This window comes from Tamlana carrageenivorans (assembly GCF_002893765.1).
GTDB classification, from domain to species: Bacteria; Bacteroidota; Bacteroidia; order Flavobacteriales; family Flavobacteriaceae; genus Pseudotamlana; species Pseudotamlana carrageenivorans.
This window is the reverse complement of the sequence record NZ_CP025938.1, coordinates 1,268,860-1,291,312: the sequence shown is the minus strand read 5'-3', so window position 1 is coordinate 1,291,312 and position 22,453 is coordinate 1,268,860. Positions and strand designations below refer to the sequence as shown.

The following is a 22,453-nucleotide window of genomic DNA, read 5'->3' as shown; positions in this document are numbered from 1 at the left end:
TTTTTTTAGTAATTAATTTGGCTTAAAATGGCGTCTAATTCTGCTTTTTTATTGATAATGTCAATCATAGATTGTAAGTATTCTTGTTGCGCAACATATAATTGTGTTTGCGCCTGACGTAAGTCGAAACTTGAAGAGATACCTTCAAAAAATTTGGTTTCATTTTTACGTTCTATACGTTCTGCTAAATCTAAATTTTGTTTTTTATTAGCATAATCTTCTATAGCGAATTGGTATTCACTTTTAGCTCGAGCAATGTCTAATTTGATTTTTTGTTCGATTTCGACAAAAGACTCGTTTGCTTTTTCTAAATCAATTCGAGCTTCCTGAGTTGCTGATGAGCGACCTAAAGAGCTAAATATTGGAATGTTTAAACTAACTCCAAACATGGATGAAGCATACCATTTTTGATTGCTATTAAAAAAACCGAAGTCTTCACCAAAGGCACTGTATCCACCATTTACAAAGGCGCTAAGTGTTGGCATGCCTTTACTCATGGCTAGTTTTACCAGTAAATCTTTGCTTTCAACTTCGTTTTCAGCAATTAAGTAATCAATGTTGTTTTCCACGCTATCATCGGCGGCTAATGCTTCAAGTGAAGTGTATTGTAAACTTAATATTTCAAGATTATCTGTTAATACGGTAGGTGTGTTTAAATCGATACCCAAGGTGATATTAAGCATTTGGTATGCTAAAAGTTTTAGGCGTTTTACATTGTTGTAATCACTCATTAAGCTTGAAAGCGTGATTTTTATTTGTTCAACACTTTCTTCTTCTTCCAAACCGTTTTCAAAAGTTTTTTGAATTTCCTCTAAGTTCGATTCTAGAATCGCTTTATTACTCTCGAGAATTTTTATACTTTCTTCAGTTAGTAAAACATTTCCGTAGGCATTAATAACTGCTTTTCTAACTTCCAGATCGGTTTTAATTTTAGCGTTTTCAGAAATTTCTAAATACACCTTTGAAGCTTTTAAGGCTACTAAATAAGAACCGTCAAATATTAATTGACTTAAAGTCGCTTTGGCGTTAATGTTTTGTTTTGGACTAAACTCGACAGGAACAAACTCGCCAGGATTTCCTCCGGTTATTTCTGCAGGCAGTAACGATACTTGTTGCTTTAACCAATTTTGGTAATCTACGGCTCCATTAATTTGTGGTAAACCTGTAGCGGTAGCTTGCCATTTTTCTTCTTTGGCCATATCAATGTCTCTAGCGGCATTTTTCACATTGCGGTTATTTTCCAAAGCATAGTCTATGGCTTCTTGTAAGCTAAAAGCTATTGGTGTTTCCTGTGAATACCCTGAAATAGCAAATAGTAAACTAAAAAAAACAATTAGTTTATTCTTCATTTTTATGATTGATTTGATGTTATAAATTTATTTAATATTTGAAGGCCTTCATCGGCAACAATGGCTCTTAAGTGGTATTCTAAATAGTTTTCCATGAGATAATCCATGGTAAATAACTCTAAAGGAAAAACCGTTTGATCTTTTAAACCAGACATACCGTTAAAATACATTCTTGAAATAAAATCGACATTAATTTCTTTTCTAAACAAATGCATGTCAATACCTTTTTGAATGCTGTCTTTAACACAGACTTGCATTTTTTCAAACTGTTTTAAATGTAGGCGTTCGGCAATTCGGGGGTAGTATTTTTGTAATTGAAATTGCGAAGATGATTTTTCGTTTTTCAAATAATTTAGAACAAATACTTTAATCGCGTATAACTCTTCAATGGGGTTTTTAGAATTATTGCAAATGGTATCGATACCTTCGGAAATGTTTTCAAAAATATCGAAGGCAACGGCTTCTACAAGTTTTGTTTTATTTGTGAAATGAACATAAATGGTTTTTTTTGATATGCCTAGGTGATTGGCAATATCGTCCATAGTGATACTTTTAAACCCGTAGTTTAAAAATAGTTCTTTTGATGCGGTAATTATTTTATCTTTCATAAGAAGCGGCAAAAGTACATATGGAAACTTTAAAAACCAAAATAGTTTCCGTGGTTTTAACATTTATTTAATAGTAATTTCACACAGAAACTTTTTAATAAGCCGAATTGGTTTATTTTTGTGCGATGCTTTCCATAGAAAAATACCAAGAGGAGTTTATTAAATTCCTAGAAGATTATCAGATTGTTAAGGCACCTCAAGGACTTTATCAACCTATCGAATACATTTTAAACTTAGGCGGAAAACGCTTAAGGCCTGTACTTACCCTCATGACGGCGCATATTTTTAATAGCGACTATAAAAAAGCATTAAATGCGGCGTTGAGTATTGAAGTATTTCATAACTTTTCCCTAGTTCACGATGATATTATGGATGATGCACCGCTACGTCGTGGCCATCAAACGGTTCATGAAAAGTGGGATATTAATACGGGTATTCTTTCTGGTGACGCTATGCTAATTATGGCTTATCAACTTTTTGAACATTATGAAGCCGATGTTTTTCAGGCTTTAGCCAAATTGTTTAGCAAAACGGCTTTAGAGGTTTGTGAAGGCCAGCAGTATGATATCGATTTTGAAACGCGGAACGATGTTACCATTCCGGAGTATTTAAAGATGATAGAATTTAAAACAGCCGTTTTGGTTGGAGCTGCCATGAAAATGGGGGCGATTGTAGCAAAAGCTTCAACAGAAGACCAAGAAGGTATTTATGATTTTGGACGCTATTTAGGTATTGCATTTCAGTTACAAGATGACTATCTGGATGCTTTTGGTGATCCTAAAACTTTTGGGAAACAAGTAGGTGGTGATATTATTGAAAATAAAAAAACCTATTTGTATTTGAAAGCGCTTCAATTTGCTGAAGCTTCCGAGAAAAAAGAGTTGGAATCCTTGTTCGCTTCAACGGTTGATGATGCTTCGGAAAAAATAGTAGGTGCTAAAGCAATTTTTCAGTCTTCTGGTTCCGCGGAAGCGACAAAATCAGCTATTTTGGAATACACCAACAAAGCATTTGATGTGTTGGAAACTTTGGATATCTCTGAAGATAAAAAAGCCTTATTAAAAGCCTTTGGCCATAATTTAATGAACAGAACCGTGTAATGCAGGTGCCAACCACATTTGAGAATTTAGTTGAAGAAGCCCATCAACTGCAGTTGTATAAAAAGCTTGTTCAACAACTTAACAAAGATTTTTTGTTAGCTAATATTGATTTAGATTTTCATGAAGACATCCTCCCAACGAGCTTGAAATTGCTACTTCATGAAACGGTTTACAAACTTATTCAGGAGAAATTTTCAGAATACTTAAACCTGCTTTATATTATAGATGTTTCTGAAAATAAGGTTAAAGCCTTAAATGGCGACGATACCCTTAAACTGTCGGAAGAGGTTGCTTTTTTAATTTTAAAACGTGAATGGCAGAAGGTCTGGTATAAGAATCACTACTGATTATTTTTAGAATCTTGATTGGTTTACTTGTTGAGTCGGCAGTCTCGACAGAAAAAGGTCTTCGAGCAGAGTCGAGTAGTTAGACAAATTGTTTTTTTATGAGCTTTTAATTTTAATTCGGATAAAATTATCCGAATTAAAAAATAATTGATACCTTTGTATGGTAATTAAATAGAATATGTTTTCAAAAGCTTGCGAATATGGTATTAAGGCTGCAATTTTTATCGCGACCAAATCTTATGAAGGTAAGCGTGTGAGCCCTAAAGAAATTGCTCAGGAAATCGATTCTCCACAAGCTTTTACGGCTAAAATATTACAAGCCTTGGTAAAAAACGATGTCGTATCATCTGTAAAAGGTGCTTATGGTGGTTTTGAAATTGATAGAAATCAAATTGCAAGCATTAAGTTATCGCAAATAGTAAATGCTATTGACGGCGATGCCATTTATAACGGTTGTAGTTTAGGGCTTCATGCCTGTGATGAAGCACATCCATGTCCGGTTCACGATAAATTTAAAGCCATAAGAACCAATTTAAAACACATGCTGGAAAACACGAGTTTGGAAGAACTAGCTTTAAAAATTAAGTATGGAGTGTCATTCTTAAAGGTTTAACAGTAGAGTTTAAAAAGTAAAATACCAATTTAAAAGGGGTAAGTGTCACTAAAAAAATTTAAGTATAAATAGGATAAAATTGTCCGAAATAAATTAAAATCATGGAAGTATTAAATAGTAACGTACAAAAGCAAATTGGAGCCTTTGTAGCAGAAGATTTTAGAACAGCAGCGGTATTTAATCAATACGGTATCGATTTTTGTTGTCGAGGAGGAAGAACTTTAGAAGAAGTTTGTGAGAAAAACCAAATTGATGCTAATGAGTTATTAGGTAAACTAGAATCTGTTTTAAACTCAAAAACCGATCAATCTATAGATTATAAATCATGGCCCTTAGATTTATTGGTGGATTATATCGAGAAAAAGCACCATCGTTATGTGGAGGAAAAAATTCCTGTGCTTCGTCAGTTTTTAGACAAATTATGTCGCGTACATGGCGAAAAACATCCGGAATTGATTACTATTAACGAATTGTTTACGGCCTCGGCAGGTGAGTTATCGGCGCATTTGAAAAAGGAAGAATTGGTCCTTTTTCCATTTGTTAAAAAAATGGTTGGTGCCACATTAAGTCAAGGCGCTATTGAAGCACCACAATTTGGTACCGTTGAAAACCCTATTGCCATGATGATGGACGAACACGATCATGAAGGTGTGCGATTTAGAAAAATTGCCGAATTAAGTAATAATTATAACCCTCCAGTAGATGCTTGTAACACTTACCGAGTTACTTATGCCATGTTGCAAGAATTCGAGCAAGATTTGCATTTACACATCCATTTGGAGAATAATATTTTATTTCCTCAAGCTATCAAATTGGAGAAACAGTTTCATTAAGCTAGGGAGTTAGACTTAGGAAATAAAGTTAAAAAGAGGCCTAAAAGTTGATTTTTCGTCATTCTGAATTTATTTCAGCATCTCATTACTTTTCAAAGTAATGAGATGCTGTCTATAGTACATTTAGACGAAAATCATCTTTTTAGATGATCTCTTTTTTTTCGTTTAAATAGGGTTTGTCTTTTGTAAATGGTATTTAACGTTTTAATTTTCAGGTGTTATGCTTGTTATAATGTGCGAATTTGTATACTGAATTAAAATTAAAACGTTTCAATTTTAAGTATTTATAACTATGGATAAAAAAGCATTTGATACCTCATTTTAAAATGGAAGAGCAGCATATATTTTCTTTTCTAGAAGATGATAATGCGTTAAAAAGGAAAGCTCTAGAAGATCATAAAGCCTAGATTTCAATGTTTTCTAAAAAAGATGAGATAGCTAAAACTTTAATCGGATATAGAAAAACAATTAGATGATCATATCCCTATTGAAGAGCGTGTGCTGTTTCCAGAAATTCAAAAAATAGCGACAGAGGAAAATTTGAAACTATTGAAGCCATGCATCACGAAAAGCCGTTTGTTGATAAGGTAGCCGATCCATTTTGGACTTAATTAAACAGGAGAGGTCTGGAAACTAAAAGACCTCACTTCATTTCTAAATAGCAGTAGAAGAAGCAAGGTCATATCTTAAAAAGATTAATAGCGGTGCTAAATTAGTGTTTTTTCCCACGTATTTTGTTAAAAAATGTTAAAGTTATTAACAAATGTTAATTGTAACGAACCTTTCTTAGGATTCGTATGGTTTCTTTATAGAGCCTGTAAGTGTCTTGATCGTAGTTTTTTATAAGAGTTTTGGCTTCAATAAGCTTATTAATGGCGTTTTCAAAGTGATTGAGATAACAAATAAGATAGGTTTCCGGAAGGTTTTTTAAATCGCTTTCCTCTGCAGGAGTGAGCGTCATGCCTTTTTTTAATTTGTTTAAAATGGCGTTATTGGTGTTGTAAATATGATGCAAAATTTTTTTGTCGAACTTGGGTGGTTCAAATAATAATGTGGTTTCAATATTATATTGAGCGTTGTCTTCAAACCTAATAAGGGTTTCTTCTAAAGGGTAATATCTATTGGTGCCTTGTAGTCCTAAATTAACGTATTCAATAATTTTAAATTGGTTCTCGTCAATTCTAATGGAAACTTCATCTAAGGCCGAAAAGAATAGCCTTACTCGTTCATTTATCAATTCAATATCGACACGAGAATAGTAAATATCGTCTTTTACCAATTTCTTTTGTCCAGCCCAGCACACCACAAAATATTCTTTAAACACTTTGTATTGCGCATTGTAGTCGGATCGGCTATTCATAAAATCGAAAACGCCATCAAGAGTGTGTTCTATATTATTTTGTGCATTTTTTTCAATGGCCGCAACAATTTTAGAGTTCACATCTGTAATTTCAATGTCAAATACTTTTGGCATGCTCATGCTACCATCTCTAAAAAATACCGATCCGCCGTAATATTTCCAGATGTTTTTTCTTAACGAAGTTAAGCCTTCATTGGGTCTAATGGTTACTAAACCAACAACTTTATTATTTGGTAAATGTGGAAAAGGAATATTTTCATATTGAACAATGGGAGGATTGGTTAAATACGCATTGATGAGGTTTTGAATTTTACTATCATCAAAAAAGTCGACGCCAATAATGGCATTATCATCGTCTTCAACACCAATAACCATATACGAATTATTTTTAGGGTTGCTATTGGATAGGGCACAAACATGCTTTAAAAATTTAGCCTTTCCTTCTTTCTGGCCAATATCGATTTTACGCTTTTTGTCGTAAAAACTATTTTCGTCGTTGTGGGCTAAAAGGTGTTTTATAAGTAAGCGTTTGTTAATCATAGTTTTTAATTCAGTAAAAACGGTATAGTCATCTTAGTCTATTTATTGTTCTTTTAAAACTGTAGTACTATTTGATTGAGCGGTAGGATAAACCAATAAATCGGCTATGTTTACATGGGCTGGTCGCGATACGGCAAAGTATATGATATCGGCAACGTCTTTGGCTTCTAAAGCTTTAAAGCCTTTGTAAACCGAGTCGGAAATAGGATCGCCTTTAAAGCGTACTTGTGAAAATTCGGTTTTAACCATTCCTGGGTTTATGGCCGTAACCTTGATGCCATAAGGGTTTAAATCTAAGCGCATACCTTTGGTAATGGCTAATACGGCATGTTTAGTTGCGCAATAGACATTGCCTTTTGGGTAAACTTCTTTTCCGGCCGATGATCCTATGTTTATTATGTGTCCAGAGTGTCTCTCGGTCATTTGAGGGATGATGGCCTTACTTACATATAGTAAACCTTTTACGTTAATGTCTATCATGGTATCCCAGTCGTCAATATCACCCTCATGAATGGGGTCTAAACCATGGGCGTTTCCTGCGTTATTAACTAAAATATCTATGTTTTTAAAATTTTCGGGAAGCGATGCAATAGCTTCGAAGGTTTGTTGTTTGTTGCGTACATCAAAGTTTAATGTATGAACTACAGTCAGTTTTTTTAAGGCTTCTTCAATGGTGTGTAAGCGTTCTACGCGTCGGCCGCAAAGTATTAAATGAATGCCTTGTTTTGCAAATTCATAAGCTGTAGCTTCACCAATGCCGCTAGTAGCTCCCGTAATAAGGGCTGTTTTTGTCATAATATTAAGAGTTTAAAGCAATATTTTTTCTAAAAATACTTAAAAGTAATTAAGAAGCCTTGATTTAAATTTAACATTTTGAGAGTTAACGATTTGAATGTTAATGGTATTAAAAATATAATTAAGATAAGCTTATAATAATTATTTGTTAAATACCGTATTTATTGGTGTTTATGGTTATTTTTAACCAATTTTTAACATGTTTGCAATAAAATTTTTAACACTTTGCATAGCTCAAATAAGGTGAGTATATTCGGGCTTTAAATAAAATTAAAAATGATGGAAGAAACAGGTACAGTTGACATTAAGACGATCAATGAAAAAATTGAAAAAGAAAGTGCTTTTGTTGATTTGCTCATGCATGAGATTAATAAGGTGATTGTTGGTCAAAAACACATGGTCGAACGTTTACTTATCGGTTTGTTAGGTCAAGGACATATTTTATTAGAAGGGGTGCCAGGTTTAGCGAAAACCCTTGCAATAAACACGTTGTCGCAGGCTGTTGATGGGAGTTTTAGTAGAATTCAATTCACACCAGATTTACTGCCCGCCGATGTTACAGGAACATTAATTTACAACATGAAACTTAATGATTTCTCCATTAAAAAGGGACCTATTTTTGCCAACTTCGTATTGGCCGATGAGATCAACAGAGCACCGGCTAAGGTGCAATCGGCATTGTTAGAGGCCATGCAGGAAAAGCAAGTTACCATTGGTGATGATACCTTTAAGCTGGATAAGCCATTTTTAGTTATGGCTACCATGAACCCTGTAGAGCAAGAAGGAACTTATCCGTTGCCAGAAGCACAGGTAGACCGTTTCATGTTAAAAACGGTTATTGATTACCCGAAAATTGCCGACGAACAGCTTATTATGAGAGCTAATTTAAAAGGGGCTTGGGAAAAAGTAAATCCCGTGGTTTCCGTGTCGCAAATTCTAAAAGCCCAAGAGGTGGTTCGTGAAGTTTACATGGACGAAAAAATTGAAAAATACATCCTGGATATCATCTTCGCAACCCGTTATCCAGAAAAATATAAATTAGAAGATTTAAAACCATTAATTTCTTTTGGAGCATCGCCTCGTGGTAGTATCAATTTAGCAACAGCAGCAAAATGTTATGCCTTTATAAAACGTCGTGGTTATGTGATTCCAGAAGATGTTCGTGCCGTAGTATACGATGTTTTAAGACACAGAATTGGAATTACCTATGAGGCGGAAGCCGAGAATGTAACTTCTGTAGATATCATTAATAAGATAGTAAACGAAATAGAAGTACCTTAAAAATTGAACATTGATAAATGACAATTGATTATTAGCTCATAATTAATCAATATAAAATAGTCAATAGACAATTGAAAAATGGATACTAAACAATTACTCAAAAAAGTACGAAAAATAGAGATTAAGACACGTCGTTTGTCTGATCATATTTTTGGAGGGGAATACCATTCTACCTTTAAGGGGCGTGGTATGACTTTTAGTGAAGTGCGTCAGTATCAGTTTGGCGATGATGTTAGAAATATTGATTGGAATGTCACGGCGCGATACAGTGAGCCTTATGTAAAGGTTTTCGAAGAAGAACGCGAATTAACCATGATGCTCATGGTGGATGTATCGGGTTCGGAGCTATTCGGGACTTCCGATCAGTTTAAAAGTGAAGTGGTTACCGAGATTGCTGCAACTTTAGCCTTCTCTGCAACCCAGAATAATGATAAAATAGGCTTGATTTTATTTTCCGATAAAGTTGAACTTTATATTCCGCCAAAAAAAGGACGCTCTCATGTTTTACGTATCATTCGAGAGCTCATCGAGTTTGAACCCGAAAGTAAGCAAACCAATCTTTCTGAAGCTTTAAAATTCTTGCAAAATGTTATGAAGAAGAAAGCTATTGTGTTTGTCTTAAGTGATTTTATCGCTAATGATTACCATCAAACCATGAAAATTGTTTCTGGAAAACACGATGTAACAGGTATTCGAATTTATGATAAACGCGAAGAAGAGATCCCTAATTTAGGGATGGTTCAAATGCAGGATGAAGAAACTGGCGAACTCATGTTGGTAAACACCTCTTCTAAAACAGTTAGACGGAATTATAAGAAGTTCTACTATGAAAAGGTAACGTACTACAAAGAAAGTTTTAATAAAGCCGGTGCTGGAACTATTGATTGTCGTGTTGATGAAAGCTATGTTAAAAAGCTTTTAGGCTACTTTAAAAGAAGAGGATGATGTGATGCTAGAAGATAAATATTAAAAGTTAGAAGTTGGATGTAAAAAGTTAGAAGTTTAAAGTGATTACTACAAAATCTCAAAATATACCCCAAACGCCTAGAAAACAAACCGTTTTCCTATTAGGTGCTTTCTTGTTTTTCGCCTTTTCGCTACATGCCCAAGTAAAATCGGCAGTAGATTCCACATCGGTGAAAATTGGGGCACAAATTACATATCATATTCAGGTTGAAACCGATTCTACCAATTTAGTGGTGTTTCCCGAAGGACAGACTTTCTCGCCTTTGGAGATGATCGAATCTTATGATGTGGATACGCTAAAGAATAAGGATAAATTTAACTTAATCAAAACATACGGATTAACACAATTCGACTCGGGGAAATATACCATTCCAAGGCAAAAAATAGTCATTGGTGATAAAACCTTTTTGACAGATTCTTTACAGGTTGAGATTCGTAACGTGGTGGTAGATAGTACTAAGAAAATTTACGACATTAAACCCATGATTGCTGTTAAAAAAAGTAGCAGTAATTGGTGGCAATATCTACTTATTACACTTGTGGTCTTAGCAGTTGTAGCTTTCTTGTTGTATTGGTTTATTTGGAGACCAAAACCACTTTCTGAAGATGAGAAAATAGCGTTGCTACCACCTTACGATCGTGCAAAATTAGCCTTAAAAACCTTGGATGAGAGTCATTATTTAGAGCATCAAAATCTAAAAGATTATTATTCCGATTTAACCTTCATTATTAGAAAGTATTTAGATGAAAAGGTTTACGACCGTGCTTTAGAAAGTACTACAGACGAACTTATAAGTCATTTGAAGTTATTAAAAGACGGCCATCAGGTTGATTTAAGTCAGGATGATATCAAAAAATTAGAAAGTATTTTAAAACGTGCTGATTTGGTAAAATTCGCCAAATCTGCTCCAGATATTGAGTTGGCAAAATTAGATAGAAAAACAATCGATTTAGAAATTGATCATGTTAAGGAAGCCTTACCCGAACCTTCTGAAGAGGAAAAACTTTTAGATGAAAAATATCGAGAAGAGCAGGCGCGTAAAAAGAAACGTAAAAAGGTGTGGATAACTGTAGGGGTTAGTGTTTTCCTACTGCTAGCGACCTTAACCGGTTTTTCTTTAAAATATGGTTTTGCCTATGTTAAAGACACCATTATTGGGCATAGTAGCAAAGAGCTTCTAGAAGGCGAATGGGTAACCAGCCAGTACGGGATCCCACCGGTAACCATAACAACACCTAAAGTTTTAAAACGTACAACGCCAGAATTACCAGAGGAAATGGCGCAAAAAATGCAATTAACTCAGTTTAGTTACGGGAGTTTAATTGATGGTTTTCAGTTGGTTGTTGCAACCACAAAGCTTAACAATCAAAGTCAGGGGCAAGGACAACAACAACCAGAAATTGATTTACAGCAAGTTTTGGATGCGTGCTTAAAAATGTTTGAAGCTGCCGGAGCACAAAATATCATCACTAAAAATGAAACATTTGTAACTCCTAACGGTGCTGAAGGTATAAAGGTTTTTGGCTCTATGGATATGCCTATTAAGGGCACCGAAAATTTTGAAAAAGGCGCCTATGTAATGCTTGGTTTTACTTCGCAAAGTGTGGTACAACAAATAATGATTTTTCATAAAGAACATGATGTTTACGCCGAGCAAATGGTGACACGTATTTTGAATTCAGTCGAACTTAAAGAGGCAGAGAAATAATGTTTGAAGGTGTAGAGTTTTTAAATAAAGAGTTTTTTTGGTTACTGCTGTTACTGCCTTTAGCCATTTTGTGGTATGTTTTAAAAAATAACAAGCAAACGGCAGAGTTAAAAATATCTAGCTTAAAAGGGTTTAAAATGACCCACTCGTGGTTGCCTAAATTAAAGCATTTGATGTTTGTCCTGCGATTATTGGCGTTAGCACTCCTTATTACCGCTTTGGCCAGACCGCGATCGGTAGATGTGTCGTCTCGAACCAAAACCACCCGAGGTATAGATATTGTAATGGCTATAGATGTGTCGGGGTCTATGCTGGCAAAAGACTTAAAACCTAATCGCTTAGAGGCCTTAAAAGAAGTGGCAGCTGATTTTATTAAGGGCCGTCCTAACGATAGAATCGGACTCGTAGAATACGCTGGGGAGAGTTACACAAAAACACCAATTACAAGCGATAAAGCCATTGTTTTACGTTCTTTAGAAAGTATAAAATATAACAATATTATTGAAGGAGGTACGGCTATAGGCATGGGTTTAGCAACAGCGGTAAACCGATTAAAAGATAGTAAAGCTAAAAGTAAAGTCATTATTTTGTTAACCGATGGCGTTAATAATTCAGGGTTTATAGAACCAACCATTGCTAGTGAATTGGCTGTGGAATACGGAATTAAAACCTATACCATAGGGTTGGGAACAAACGGGATGGCGCTGTCGCCTGTAGCGGTGCTGCCAAATGGTAATTTTCAATACGGAAGGGTACAAGTTGAAATCGATGAGGCCCTCCTAAAAGACATTGCTAAGGTTACTGGTGGGAAATATTTTAGAGCTACCGATAATGAAAAATTAGAAGCCATTTATGATGAAATTAATAAGCTTGAAAAAACCGATGTCGAAGAGTTTAAGTATTATAATTACCAAGAAATGTATCGGCCTTTAGTGATTTTAGCGGGTTTATTGCTGCTTATAGAGTTGCTTTTACGTTTCACGGTGTTTAGGAGTTTTGTGTAGTTGGGTTTAGAGACAGGTGACGGAAGACGGAAGACAGAAGGTGGAAGACAGAAGACAAATGAGATCATCGTATTCGTGGTTAAACAGTTAAACGAATCAACGAAAAACAAATAAACAGTTAATGTATCAATTAGAAGAAAAAATATGGTTTTGGGTTTTGGGAATTATTCCAGTAATTATCCTACTCTTTTTGGTGCTTCAATTCTGGCGCTATAAGGCGCAAAGTAAGTTTGCCAATAAAGAGGCCTTAAAACGATTAAGTCCGAATCGTTCGGTGTTTAAGGGCGTGTTAAAAGTTGTTGTTTTATGTTTAGCCTTTGCTAGTTTAACCATGGCTTTGGTAAATCCGAAAGTTGGAACCAAACTGGAAACCGTAAAACGTGAAGGGGTTGATATCGTTTTTGCTGTCGATGTCTCAAAAAGTATGTTGGCCGAAGATATTGCGCCAAACCGTTTGGAGAAATCAAAACAGTTAGTCACCCAAATTATTAACAATCTAGCCAGCGATCGTGTTGGTATTATCGCTTATGCGGGAAAAGCATTTCCGCAGTTGCCAATTACTACCGATTATGCTTCTGCAAAAATGTTTTTACAAGGCATGAATACCGATATGCTTTCGTCTCAAGGAACGGCCATTAATGAAGCGATTAAGTTATCTAAAACCTATTTTGATAATGCCGAGCAAACCAACCGTGTGTTGATTATTATTTCCGATGGTGAAGACCATAGTGAAGGAGCTGCCGCAGTTGCCGAAGAAGCTAGCGATGAAGGTATTCGCATTTTTACCATTGGTGTGGGAGATGTTAAAGGTGGACCCATTCCAGTGAAACGTAATGGTGTGGTGTTAAATTATAAAAAAGACAGCCAAGGAGAAACAGTTATCACCAAACTTAATGAAGATACCCTCAAGGCTATTGCCGAGGCTGCTAATGGTGTTTATCTTAACGGAAGGAACACCAATGAGGTGGTTGAAAATATTAGAGAGCTTCTAAATGCGATGGATAAAACGGAGTTTGAAGCCAAGCAATTTGCCGATTTTAAAGATCAGTTTCAGTGGTTTTTGGGTCTAGGAATCTTTTTTATCCTACTTGATATTTTCTTGTTGGAACGAAAAACATCTTGGTTGAAAAAATTGAATTTATTTAATGAAAACCTTTAATTTCCGCGACAGCGTGAAAAAATAATTAATGAGCGTCATTACACAGATTTTATCATTAAAATAAGCGTGTAGCAATGAAAAAAATACTAACAGGATTAATTCTTTTTATGACTTTATTTTCTTTTTCTCAAGAAGAAGATGAAGCACAACATTTGACTGCAAAAAAAGCAAACGATTTTGTTTACAAGGGTAATAATTTAGCCGAAAAAGAAGATTATATTTCTGCCGAAATGGCTTACCGTGAAGCTATTTCAGAACAAAAGGCATCGGCAACAGCGGCCTATAATTTGGCAAATACCTATATTAAAAGTGGCGATTTTGAGTCCGCTTTATTCCGTCTAGAACAAGCGGCTAAAAATGCCAGTTCTAAATCAGAAAAGCATAAGGCATTTCATAATATAGGCAACGTTTTAATGGAAAATAAAAAGTGTAAAGAAGCTGTTGAGGCTTATAAAAACGCTTTAAGAAATGATCCTTCCGACGAAGAAACACGTTATAATTTTGCAGTGGCTAAGGCTTGCGCCGAGGAGCAAAAACAACAAGATGATCAGAATGATGATCAAAATAAAGACGATCAAGAGAATCAGGATAATAAAGAAAATCAGGACAAGGATAATAAAGAAAACAAAGATAATAAAGATCAAGAGGGCGATAACGAAGACGACAATAAGGATCAGAACAAGGACAACGAAGACAAGAAGGATGGTGAAGATGAAAAGGATGATCAAGGCAAACCTAAAGATGAAAAAAAAGATCCTAAAAATGATGAAAAGGATAAAGGGAAGCCCCAGCCTAAGCCTGGACAATTATCACCTCAGCAAATTAAGAATTTGCTTGAAGCGATGAATAATCAAGAACAAGAAGTTCAAGAAAAAATTAATGCTGAAAAACAAAAAGGTGTTAAGGTAAAATCTGAAAAAGATTGGTAAACACAAACCCAATAAAGTGATTTTGAATGAAAGTGAGCACTATAAAAAAGCTTAAAATTTCGAAACAAATGAAGGCAATTTAAACTTAAATCATTGCCACACGAGTTAAATATAAAAAACAAAGATGCAGATTATAAAACACATTTACTTTTTATTAATTGTATTTGCTACAAGTTTGGCCTCAGGGCAAAGCGTCGAGTTTGTCATGAAAACCAGCAAGCAAAAGTTAGGTATTAATGAGCGGCTGCGTGTTGATTTTGAAATGAATCAAGATGGCGACAATTTTAATCCGCCCGATTTTTCTAATTTTACTGTGGTGGGAGGGCCAAATCAATCGGTTAGTAATTCTTGGGTAAACGGCGTAAGAACCTATAAAAAAACATATTCTTATTTTTTAGCGCCTAAACAAAGAGGAACCTTTACGATTTCGCAGGCAAGTATCGTCATTCAAGGGAATGTATATAAAACAACTCCTAAAAAAATTCAAGTTACTGCAGCTGTTGATATTCCCAAAGATCCTAACGACCCTAAATATTTAGCATCAGAAGGTGTGCATTTAGTTGCTGAAGTGGCCAAAGCAAATCCGTATTTAAACGAAGCGATTACCGTCGTTTATAAGTTATATATTTCTCCTACCATAGGTGTAGATGGTATTAATGAAATTGACTCACCAAGGTATCACGATTTTTGGAGTCAGGTTATCAATACACAAAATGAAAAAGTTCAAAATGGAACTTATAATGGTGAGAATTACAGATTTTTAGTTTATAAAAAAGCGGTTTTATACCCTCAAAAAACAGGTGAATTAGAAATCGAACCCTTGAGTTTAGATTTGTCACTTCGTGTACCAACCAATCGTCGTGATATTTTTGGAAGCATTTTAATGTCGCGCGTAAACCGAACCATATCTGCCGGAAGAAAAACCATTAAAGTCAAACCACTTCCTGAAGAAGGAAAGCCACAAGATTTTACAGGCGCTGTTGGAACCTTTGAATTCGATGTGAGCGCATCAAAAACCGAGTTGGATGCCACCGAATCTTTACAATTAAAAATTGCTGTAAAAGGAAACGGTAACCTAAAGCTGTTTAAATTACCAAAGGTATCTCTGCCTAGTTCTTTAGAGGTTTATGAGCCAGAACACAATGAGGATGTGCGAACCAGTTTAGCGGGAATGCAAGGTGCGATTACCGATAGTTACACGGTGGTGCCTCAGTATAAGGGGAAATACCCCATTCCGAGTGTGTCTTTTTCATATTTCGACATCAAAACCAAAAGTTATAAACGTTTGTCTTCCGAAGAGATTTTAATAAACGTGTTAAATGGTCCTGCAAGTCAGGGCACTTCAAATAATAATCCAAGTACCATAAGTGGGAATAAGCAGGCGGTAGTTTTAAGTGGCGACCATTTTGCTTTTATAAAAACTAAAACAGATTTTAGCGCTATTAAACAGGATTATTTCTTTAAAACCAAGACATTTTGGACTTTATTATTATTGCCGTTTTTAGCGATTCCATTGGCTATTTTAATTAGAAATAAGAAGGCTGATAGAGATGCCGATGTTGTAGGGAATAAAATAAGAAAGGCGAATAAATTGGTTAAGAAATATTTGAGTCATGCTAAAAAGTCTTTAGGACAAAAAGAAGCCTTTTATATTGCGTTAGAGAAAGCTTTACACAATTATTTAAAGGCAAAATTGCATATAGAAACCAGCGATATGAGTAAAGATAAAATTACCGATTTACTCACAGATAAAAACGTTGAAGCTACCGTAGTTAATGATTTTATAAGTATTATAGAACGTTGTGAATTGGCGCGTTATACACCAATCGATATCGCGACCATGCAAGAGGATTTTGAAAAAGCAGGTGCAACCATCTCATTAATTGATAAACAAGCCCGTTAAGATGAAAAATATACTATATATAGTCTCTTTTTTACTAAGTTTAGGTCTTTTTGCTCAAAACCAAGCCTTGTTTGATAAAGCAAATGCATTTTATAACGACGGAAAATATGCTGAAGCCATAGATGAATATCAGGCCATTTTGGATAATGGTGTACATGCGTCTGCGGTATATTTTAATTTGGCAAATGCCCACTATAAATTGAATAACATTGCGCCTAGTATTTACTACTACGAGAAAGCATTACTTTTAGATCCTAATGATCAGGATGTTAAAAGCAATTTGGCCTACGCTAATAATATGACCATTGATGCCATTTCAGTGGTACCCCAAGCAGGACTGTCAAAATGGATTCGTAATATCACCAATAAACTGTCTTTCGACGGTTGGGCGATTACAGCAGTTTGCATGGTATTTGTTTTTGTTATATTGTTTTTAGTGTATCATTTTTCTTATACCACCGGTATAAAACGATTAATGTTTGTTTGTAGTCTTACGGCTCTGGTGCTTATGTTTCTATGCCTATCTTTGGCTTTTCATAAATATAATTTGGATAAAAAAGATAATCCAGCCATTATATTTGTTCAAGAGAGTAAAGTGAAAAGTACACCAAACGCAACAAGTGAGGAGGTTTTTAGACTTCATGAAGGTACCAAAGTTCAGGTTGAAGAAGCCTATAACGATTGGTTGAAAATAAAAATAGCCGACGGAAAAACAGGATGGGTTCTTAATCAGGACCTTAAATTGCTAAAGGATTTTTAAATCGATAAGGAATTTTAAGATATATATATTATATTTGAGAGTGTAAAAAAACTAGAAAATGTCAAGACATTTTGTTTCTATAGTGCTCTCTGTAATATTTTTGGGGTTCATTACAGCCCCAATTATTATTAAGATTGTTGATGATTCTATTGATATTTCGTTTTTCTACTCTTATGCTGAAGAAGAAGAAAAAGGCCCTACTAAAAATGTAAATAAACAAATAGTAGTTCTTGGAGATTCCAATAGTGAATCTGGTTTTCTTTTTAGTTCTAAAGAAAATAATATGGGGTATGTTATTAAAAACTATGTAAAGCCTCCAATTAATTTAGTATCTCCTCCTCCAGATTTTTACATATTATAATTTTTTGTATTCAGACGGTTCATTCAGTCTAATTTTTTTAACAGCTTAAGCTGGTTTTCGGCTTGGGCACAATTATTATAGTATGTTTAAATATATTAAGAAAGACTTGCCAGCGAGTATAGTCGTATTTTTTGTTGCTTTACCTTTATGTTTAGGGATTGCTTTAGCTAGTGGAGCTCCATTGTTTTCTGGAGTTATAGCTGGTATCGTAGGAGGTATTGTAGTTGGAGCGCTTAGTGGTTCTAAATTAGGTGTTAGTGGCCCTGCTGCGGGATTAGCTGCCATTGTTCTCACAGCTATTGGGACATTAGGAGGTTACCAGAATTTTTTATTAGCTGTTGTTTTAGCAGGTTTTATTCAAATCGTTTTCGGCGTTTTAAAAGCAGGTGTTATAGCTTATTATTTTCCGTCTTCGGTAATTAAAGGCATGCTTACGGGTATTGGAATCATTATCATTTTAAAACAAATACCACATTTTTTTGGCTACGATGCAGAACCAGAAGGCGCCGTTACCTTTTTAGATCCTTCAGGTGAAAATACCTTCTCTGCTATTTTTAAAGTATTCGATCATTTAATTTTAGGCTCCTTTATTATTGGCCTAGTTGGTCTTGCCGTGATCTTGTTATGGGATAATATTTTATCTAAAAAAGCTAAGATTTTTACCGTAATACAAGGTCCTCTTGTTGCCGTGGTTTTGGGTATTATATTTTATCTTTTAACCGTTTCAAGCGGAGCCTTATCGATATCAGACTCCCATTTAGTTAGTGTGCCTATTCCAGATGATATCAATTCGTTTTTTGGTCAATTTAGTTTTCCTAGATTTTCAGAAATTACGAATGTAGAAATTTGGATTGTGGCTTTTACCATTGCTTTAGTGGCCAGTTTAGAAACCTTATTGTGCGTTGAGGCTACCGATAAATTAGATCCAGATAAAAGTGTAACTCCTACTAACCGTGAGTTACTAGCCCAAGGTGTTGGAAATATAATTTCTGGTTTAATAGGTGGATTACCAATTACTCAAGTTATTGTTCGAAGCTCGGCAAACATTCAATCTGGAGGAAAAACTAAAATGTCGGCTATAATACATGGTTTCTTTTTATTAATTTCGGTTATCGTAATTCCTAATTTGTTAAATAAAATACCATTGTCTGTATTAGCTGCTATTTTATTAGTGGTTGGTTACAAATTAGCCAAACCTGGTTTATTTAAAAAAATGTATCAGTTGGGTTGGAAACAATTTGTACCTTTTATGGTTACTGTGGTAGGTATTGTTTTTACCGACTTATTAGTGGGTATCGGTTTAGGTTTATTAGTAGGTATTGTTGTTATTTTATTAAAAAGTTACCAGAATTCTCACTTTTTGCATATGGAAGACAAAAGTAATGGTAAGCATAAAATTAAAATGACTTTAGCTGAAGAAGTTACCTTTTTTAATAAAGGTGCTATTTTAAAAGAATTAGATAATTTGCCACATGAAACTTATTTAGAATTAAATGTTCTAAAAACGAGGTATTTAGATCATGATGTTATTGAGATTTTAGAAGATTTTTCGCATAAAGCTAAAGAACGAAATATAGATATTAAATTGGTTTCTAAGCGTGGTATCGTAGAGAACCCAGAAAGTTTTGTAGAATTTTTTAAAACTAAACCAAAATCTAATTTAAGTTTAAGTTAACCGATTATACGAAACGAAAAAATAAAATAAATCATATTATGAAAGCACATACACAAGAAACACAGGCAACAATGACTCCTGAAAAGTCATTACAATTTTTAAAGGAAGGAAATATACGATTTCAAAATAATTTAAAATCCAACCGTAACCTTTTGGAGCAAGTAAACGATACGCAAGATGGACAATTTCCTTTTGCTACTATTCTTAGCTGTATAGATTCTAGAGTCTCTGCAGAGTTGGTGTTCGATCAAGGTTTGGGAGATATTTTTAGTGTTCGTATTGCAGGAAATTTTGTAAATGAGGATATTTTAGGTAGCATGGAATTTGCTTGTAAACTGGCTGGTACCAAATTAATAGTGGTGTTAGGACATACAAGTTGTGGGGCTATAAAAGGCGCCTGCGACCATGCTGAACTAGGTAACCTAACGAAATTGTTAGAAAAAATTAAACCCGCAGTAAATGGTGTTAGTGAGCCTAAAGATGCCAGCTTGAGAACTTCAAAAAATAGCGGTTTTGTAGATGAAGTTTCCAAAAAGAATGTGGAATTAACCATAGAGCGTATTCATGCAGAAAGTCCCGTTCTATCACAAATGGAAAAAGAAGGGGCTATTAAAATTGTTGGTGCCATGTACGATATTAAAACAGGTGCCGTAGAGTTTTATTAAGGCAGTATCTCATAAAGTGTGTAAACAAAAAATATCGAGGGTTGCAACCCTCGATATTTTTTGTTTAATTTTAAAATTTACACACTTATGAAGAAAGAAGATTTTCTAAACGACGATTTTTTAAAACAGTTCAAAACAGGAGACGAACTAACCTCTTTTCTAAAATCCATCCAAAAGCGAGGTATTGAAAAGATGCTAGAAGGAGAACTTGACGCTCATTTAGACTATGAGAAACATCAGCAATCCAATAATAGCAATACCCGTAACGGCTATGGATCTAAAAGGATAAAAACAGCTTTAGGAGAGACTAATATTAAAGTTCCCAGAGACCGAGAAGCTTCTTTTAACCCTATGCTGGTTCCTAAACGCACAAACATGGTTGACGGCATAGAAAACGTCATTATCAGCCTTTATGCCAAGGGTATGAGTAATTCTGATATTGAAGAGCAAATCCGAGAAGTTTACGATTTTGATGTATCTACATCTACCATATCACGTATCACAGATAAAGTTACCAATGATATTATTGCTTGGCAAAACAGACCCCTGGAGCCCGTATATTTAATTACTTGGATGGATGGTATTGTATTTAAGGTTCGGGAGAACTCTAAAGTCATTAACAAAACCATGTACATCGCCGTAGGACTCCGTAGAGATGGTAAAAAGGAAGTCTTAGGACTTTGGCTGGGTAAGAATGAATCGGCAGCCTTTTGGATGAGTGTACTAACCGATATGAAAGCCAGAGGCGTTCAGGATTTGCTTATCACGGCCACAGATAATCTTAACGGTTTCACCGACACCATTAAAAATGTTTTTCCTGAATCTAAAACCCAAATTTGCGTGGTACATCAGATTCGTAACGCTTGTCGCTATGTTGTTTGGAAAGACAAGAAGGAATTTGCAAAAGACATGAAGAATATCTATGATGCACCCACCAAAAACGCAGCAAAAGCTGCTCTAGAGGACTTTGCTCAGAAATGGGAACACAAGTACTCTTATGCTATTAAAAGCTGGAGAGAAAACTGGGATGAGCTTACTGCTTTTTATGAATTTCCTGTTGAAATTAGAAAAATCATTTACACTACCAACCTTATTGAAAACCTTAATGGAAAAATCAGAAAGTACACTAAAAAAAAGCTCTCATTCCCAACAGATGAGGCTGTTATGAAGTCCACTTTTTTAGCCCTTAGAGAGGCTACCAAAAAATGGTCGATGCCTATTAGGAACTGGGGCATTATTTTAAACCAGTTTTTAACTATATTTGAAAAAAGGGTTCAACTTTAAAAAAGCTAAACCCTCGATTTATAACTTACACACTTTACGGGATAGTGTCTTTATTAATCTGCTTAATCATAATAATTAGTTTCTATTAATTCTTTTAATAGCAGCGCTAACTAAATAGGCTGTATGAAAATTCAATGACACTTTTCAGATAGCCTATTTTTTTGTTTTAAATACCATTAAACATTTAATTAACCCGTTGTGCATTTTAAATAATGCTAATTTTAATATTATTAATGTTTCTCCCAAAAATAAACTTATTGATATACTGAATAGTTGTTAAAGCAGTTATCTTAGCTACGATTCTTGTTTTAAAACCTTCAAAAGTTTTAGCATAATTGCGTCTTATCATAAATTGGTCACAAAGTTGTGAAAATAATGTTTCTATCCTTTTCCTCTTTTTTCTAAATACATAAGGCTGTACTTTGTAATTTTTTTGATTGCTTCTCATAGGTGTATTTAGCGTTATATTACAGGTTTCAAATAAGTTAAGCTGTATTTCTGTTGATAAATAGCCTTTATCACCAATTAATGTACAATCGCTTATTTGCATCTTAATATCTTTAAGATAATTAATATCGTGTACAGATGCTGGACTCAAATCGATACTTTGAAAGACACCATTTACAGAACAAACAGCGTGCAGTTTATAACTGTAATAATTAGAACTTTGAGCTGCACAATAACCTTTATCTGGAAATGCATAAGTGTTTTCTTTACAAATCTTTGAACGAGAACTGCGTGATAATTTACAAACTTCTAAAGGCATACTATCTACTACAAAATAATCTTCAAATTCATTAAAATGGGAAGCTAAGCTTAACCTGATACTATTGAGCTTATTAACTAGTTTTCGTCTTCTTCTATTGTAGACACTTCTCTCTATTTTTGATAATAGGGAATCTGGAAGTTTTCTAAAAAGGTCATTTTCACTATCTATTCCCATAAATTCGGCAGTAAGACTCAAACTGATAAGTTCTAAATCACTAAGCTTTGGTTGTCGTCTTTGATAACTTAAAAGTTGTTCTTTCGATATTTTTCTTAATACTTCCAATATTCTTTCGTAATTTGCACTCAAGTTGTTCATTATTAATGATTTGTAGTTAAATCAATTTACTGATTTTCAGTAAGATGAACAACTTTTTTCTTTTAAATCATAATGCACAACGGGTTTAATTATTAAGTTTTTATATTGTTGTATTCTTAGTTTTTGTT

Annotated in this window: 21 protein-coding genes; 16 read left to right on the top strand and 5 right to left on the bottom strand. The window is 34.5% G+C overall.

What is annotated here, in order from left to right; all coding sequences use genetic code 11:
* Positions 1-5: 5 nt before the first annotated feature.
* On the bottom strand, positions 6-1,349 hold the full coding sequence (locus C1A40_RS05825) for a TolC family protein (RefSeq protein WP_102995074.1): 1,344 nt from the start codon (positions 1,347-1,349) through the stop codon (positions 6-8).
* A 2-nt stretch (positions 1,350-1,351) separates the two neighbouring features.
* Complete coding sequence (locus C1A40_RS05820; RefSeq protein WP_102995073.1) at positions 1,352-1,957, bottom strand: TetR/AcrR family transcriptional regulator; 606 nt, start codon at positions 1,955-1,957, stop codon at positions 1,352-1,354.
* Between the two features lie 125 nt (positions 1,958-2,082).
* Here C1A40_RS05820 and C1A40_RS05815 point away from each other — a divergent pair, with 125 nt between their 5' ends.
* The 4 genes from C1A40_RS05815 to ric all read left to right on the top strand — a co-directional run bounded on the left by C1A40_RS05815 (position 2,083) and on the right by ric (position 4,850).
* Positions 2,083-3,057, top strand: coding sequence for a polyprenyl synthetase family protein (locus tag C1A40_RS05815; protein WP_102995072.1), 975 nt, complete (start codon positions 2,083-2,085; stop codon positions 3,055-3,057).
* Complete coding sequence (locus C1A40_RS05810) at positions 3,057-3,404, top strand: hypothetical protein (protein ID WP_068603455.1); 348 nt, start codon at positions 3,057-3,059, stop codon at positions 3,402-3,404. The genes C1A40_RS05815 and C1A40_RS05810 overlap by 1 nt, the downstream gene beginning before the upstream one ends.
* Before the next feature lie 178 nt (positions 3,405-3,582).
* A complete protein-coding gene (locus C1A40_RS05805; protein WP_102995071.1) occupies positions 3,583-4,017 on the top strand; it encodes an RrF2 family transcriptional regulator in 435 nt (144 codons plus the stop codon).
* Positions 4,018-4,118: 101 nt separating this feature from the next.
* Complete coding sequence (gene ric, locus C1A40_RS05800; RefSeq protein ID WP_102995070.1) at positions 4,119-4,850, top strand: iron-sulfur cluster repair di-iron protein; 732 nt, start codon at positions 4,119-4,121, stop codon at positions 4,848-4,850.
* A 766-nt stretch (positions 4,851-5,616) separates the two neighbouring features.
* Here ric and C1A40_RS05795 read toward each other — a convergent pair.
* Entirely contained in the window at positions 5,617-6,750 is a 1,134-nt protein-coding gene (locus tag C1A40_RS05795; protein ID WP_102995069.1) for an ATP-binding protein, read from the bottom strand.
* Positions 6,751-6,792: 42 nt separating this feature from the next.
* Positions 6,793-7,545 carry an SDR family NAD(P)-dependent oxidoreductase gene (locus tag C1A40_RS05790; protein ID WP_102995068.1) on the bottom strand — a complete coding sequence of 251 codons (753 nt, stop codon included), beginning with the start codon at positions 7,543-7,545 and terminating at the stop codon, positions 6,793-6,795.
* Positions 7,546-7,821: 276 nt separating this feature from the next.
* Between C1A40_RS05790 and C1A40_RS05785 the strand changes: the two genes are divergently transcribed.
* The 12 genes from C1A40_RS05785 (at position 7,822) to C1A40_RS05730 (ending at position 21,241) form a co-directional block, all read left to right on the top strand.
* The gene (locus tag C1A40_RS05785; protein WP_102995067.1) at positions 7,822-8,826 is read left to right on the top strand and encodes an AAA family ATPase; all 1,005 of its coding nucleotides are present in this window, start codon (positions 7,822-7,824) and stop codon (positions 8,824-8,826) included.
* A 78-nt stretch (positions 8,827-8,904) separates the two neighbouring features.
* Positions 8,905-9,771 carry a DUF58 domain-containing protein gene (locus C1A40_RS05780; protein ID WP_102995066.1) on the top strand — a complete coding sequence of 289 codons (867 nt, stop codon included), beginning with the start codon at positions 8,905-8,907 and terminating at the stop codon, positions 9,769-9,771.
* An 86-nt stretch (positions 9,772-9,857) separates the two neighbouring features.
* Entirely contained in the window at positions 9,858-11,501 is a 1,644-nt protein-coding gene (locus C1A40_RS05775) for a hypothetical protein (protein ID WP_422395605.1), read from the top strand.
* The gene (locus C1A40_RS05770) at positions 11,501-12,505 is read left to right on the top strand and encodes a vWA domain-containing protein (RefSeq protein WP_102995064.1); all 1,005 of its coding nucleotides are present in this window, start codon (positions 11,501-11,503) and stop codon (positions 12,503-12,505) included. Before C1A40_RS05775 ends, C1A40_RS05770 begins: the two co-directional genes overlap by 1 nt.
* 121 nt (positions 12,506-12,626) lie before the next feature.
* Positions 12,627-13,664 (top strand): VWA domain-containing protein, encoded by a 1,038-nt coding sequence (locus tag C1A40_RS05765; RefSeq protein WP_102995063.1) that lies wholly within the window; start codon positions 12,627-12,629, stop codon positions 13,662-13,664.
* A gap of 74 nt (positions 13,665-13,738) precedes the next feature.
* Entirely contained in the window at positions 13,739-14,593 is an 855-nt protein-coding gene (locus C1A40_RS05760) for a tetratricopeptide repeat protein (protein WP_102995062.1), read from the top strand.
* A gap of 124 nt (positions 14,594-14,717) precedes the next feature.
* The gene (locus C1A40_RS05755; RefSeq protein ID WP_102995061.1) at positions 14,718-16,496 is read left to right on the top strand and encodes a BatD family protein; all 1,779 of its coding nucleotides are present in this window, start codon (positions 14,718-14,720) and stop codon (positions 16,494-16,496) included.
* Position 16,497: 1 nt separating this feature from the next.
* Positions 16,498-17,256 (top strand): tetratricopeptide repeat protein, encoded by a 759-nt coding sequence (locus C1A40_RS05750; RefSeq protein ID WP_102995060.1) that lies wholly within the window; start codon positions 16,498-16,500, stop codon positions 17,254-17,256.
* Positions 17,257-17,314: 58 nt separating this feature from the next.
* Positions 17,315-17,617 (top strand): hypothetical protein, encoded by a 303-nt coding sequence (locus C1A40_RS05745; RefSeq protein WP_158651296.1) that lies wholly within the window; start codon positions 17,315-17,317, stop codon positions 17,615-17,617.
* Positions 17,618-17,699: 82 nt separating this feature from the next.
* Positions 17,700-19,292, top strand: a complete 1,593-nt coding sequence (locus tag C1A40_RS05740; protein ID WP_102995058.1) for a SulP family inorganic anion transporter — start codon at positions 17,700-17,702, stop codon at positions 19,290-19,292.
* A 38-nt stretch (positions 19,293-19,330) separates the two neighbouring features.
* A complete protein-coding gene (locus C1A40_RS05735) occupies positions 19,331-19,957 on the top strand; it encodes a carbonic anhydrase family protein (protein ID WP_102995057.1) in 627 nt (208 codons plus the stop codon).
* A gap of 87 nt (positions 19,958-20,044) precedes the next feature.
* Positions 20,045-21,241: an IS256 family transposase gene (locus tag C1A40_RS05730; RefSeq protein WP_102994719.1), complete on the top strand. Its 1,197-nt coding sequence runs from the start codon at positions 20,045-20,047 to the stop codon at positions 21,239-21,241.
* 205 nt (positions 21,242-21,446) lie between these two features.
* Here the strand turns inward: C1A40_RS05730 and C1A40_RS05725 are convergent, their stop codons facing one another.
* A complete protein-coding gene (locus C1A40_RS05725; protein ID WP_102995056.1) occupies positions 21,447-22,325 on the bottom strand; it encodes an IS982 family transposase in 879 nt (292 codons plus the stop codon).
* Positions 22,326-22,453 lie beyond the last annotated feature (128 nt).